The sequence below is a fragment of the Streptomyces mexicanus genome, from assembly GCF_902506575.1.
GTDB classification, from domain to species: domain Bacteria; phylum Actinomycetota; class Actinomycetes; order Streptomycetales; family Streptomycetaceae; genus Streptomyces; species Streptomyces mexicanus.
Genome location: NZ_LR732620.1, coordinates 1 through 2,042, shown reverse-complemented (window position 1 = coordinate 2,042; position 2,042 = coordinate 1). Strand labels below are relative to the sequence as shown.

Below are 2,042 nucleotides of genomic sequence, written 5' to 3'. Positions count from 1 at the left end.
CCCGCACCCGGACCGGTCGGCCGCCCGCCCGGCTGCCGGGAATCGCCGCAGCCGTCTTTGCACGTTCCGCGGCCGGCGGATGCGAAGCGGCAATCTGGAGGTGTAGTGTCCTGGTTATGCGGATGAGCGAAGGAGTCGAGTGGGGGCTGCACTGCTGCCTGATCCTGGCCTGGCTCGGCACTGACGAGCCGGTCCCCACCGCGCAGTTCGCGGCCTGGTTCGAGCTGCCCCCCGCCTACCTGAACAAGCGCCTGCAGGCCCTGGTGCGCGCCGGCATCCTCACCTCGACCCCGGGGGCCCGGGGCGGCTTCCGGCTCGCCCGGCGCCCCGAGCAGATCAGCCTCATGGACGTCGTCGCCGCCGTCGAAGGCCGCGAGGACGTCTTCCGCTGCACCGAGATCCGCCGGCGCGGGGAGGGAGCGGAGGCACCCGAGCGGGAGTTCCTGCAGCCGTGCGGCATCGCCGCGGCGATGCGCAAGGCCGAACTGGCCTGGCGCAGGGAGCTCGCCGCCCAGACGCTGGCGGACCTCATGGAGGCCGCACCGCCCTCGGCGGGCGGCCGCGCCCGACGCCACTACGAGCGCACACGCCGCTGACTGTCCTAATCCCGCAAACGGGTACGCACGTGTAAGGAGAATCTGGATGTCCGATGTCTCGATTTCGTCCCGGTCGGCGGCGGGGGAACGCAGTTCACCGAAGCAGACCGGGATCTCCTCGACCCTCGTCCTGGCCCTGGGCACCTTCGCGGTCGGCACGGACGCCTTCGTCGTGGCCGGCTTCCTGCCGTCCATGGCCGGCTCGCTGCACACGTCGTCGCAGGCCGCCGGGCAGTCGATCACGGTGTTCGCCGCCGCCTACGCCGTGCTGTCGCCGGTGCTCGCCACGCTCACCGCCCGCTTACCGCGACGTTCCCTGCTGGTCGCCGCGCTGGTCGTCCTCGGCCTGGCCAACCTGGGCTCGGCACTGGCACCCGATCTGCCCGTACTGATCGCCAGCCGGGTGCTGGCGGCCGCCGGTGCCGCCGCCTACACACCCAACGCCGGCGCGGTCAGCGCCTCGCTCGTCCGCCCGGAGCAGCGGGCCAGGGCGCTGGCCGTGGTCGTCGGCGGACTGACCGTCGCCACCGCGCTCGGGGTGCCCCTGGGCAACCTGGCCAGCCACTGGCTGGGCTGGCGGACCGCGCTCAGCCTGGTCGCGGCGCTGTGCCTGCTCGTCGCCGTCGGCCTGCGCCTGATCATGCCGGCGCTGCCCGGCAACGCACGGGTGCCGCTGCGCACCCGGATGGCCGTGCTGCGTCGGCCGGCCGTCCTGGCCATCCTGCCGCTGACCGTGCTCGGCATGGGGGCCAGCTACACCGCCTACGCCTACAGCGTCCCCGTCCTGGAAGCGGTGCACATCCCCTCGGGGGGCATCCTGTGGATGCTCTTCCTGTACGGCCTGGGCGCGGTGATCGGCAACCTGGCGGCCGGCTACGCCACGGACCGCTGGGGCTCGGTGCGCGTCCTGACCGCCGGATACGTCAGCATGGCCCTCGCCCTCGGCCTGCTGGCCTGGATCGCCGCCGCCCACGGCTCCTGGCAGCCGGCCGTCGGCCTGCTGGTCCTGCTGTGGGGGGCGAGCAGCTGGTGCCAGACGCCGCCGCAGCAGCACCGGCTCATCGACGCCGCGCCGCAGGAGGCCCCGCTGGTGGTCTCCCTGAACTCCTCCGGCATCTACCTGGGCATCGGCCTGGGCACCGTGATCGGAGGCGCCACCCTGTCCACCGGAGCTGCGACCGTGTACGCCCTGGGCGCGGTACTGGCCGCCGTCTCCCTGCTGTTCCTGCGCGTGACCGCGCACATGTCGGCGCGCGGGCACTGACCGCGCAACACCCGTACGACGACGGTCGGGACCACGCCGCCCCCGACCGCCACCTGACCGTGTGGCGCCGCACCCGCCCGCTGAACCACCGCTCAGCACGCGGCGCCTGCGACCGGCGCGGAGAGGGACCCTGCTGCCCCGGTCTTCACGACACCGCGGACCGCCCGCGGACGCTGTACCGA

The 2,042-nt window shown here is 73.7% G+C and carries 2 protein-coding genes; both read left to right on the top strand.

The window, feature by feature from the left end; translation table 11 throughout:
- Positions 1–116: 116 nt before the first annotated feature.
- On the top strand, positions 117–596 hold the full coding sequence (locus GV126_RS33600) for an RrF2 family transcriptional regulator (RefSeq protein ID WP_159674918.1): 480 nt from the start codon (positions 117–119) through the stop codon (positions 594–596).
- Positions 597–642: 46 nt separating this feature from the next.
- On the top strand, positions 643–1,860 hold the full coding sequence (locus tag GV126_RS33595) for an MFS transporter (protein WP_159674916.1): 1,218 nt from the start codon (positions 643–645) through the stop codon (positions 1,858–1,860).
- Positions 1,861–2,042: the final 182 nt, after the last annotated feature.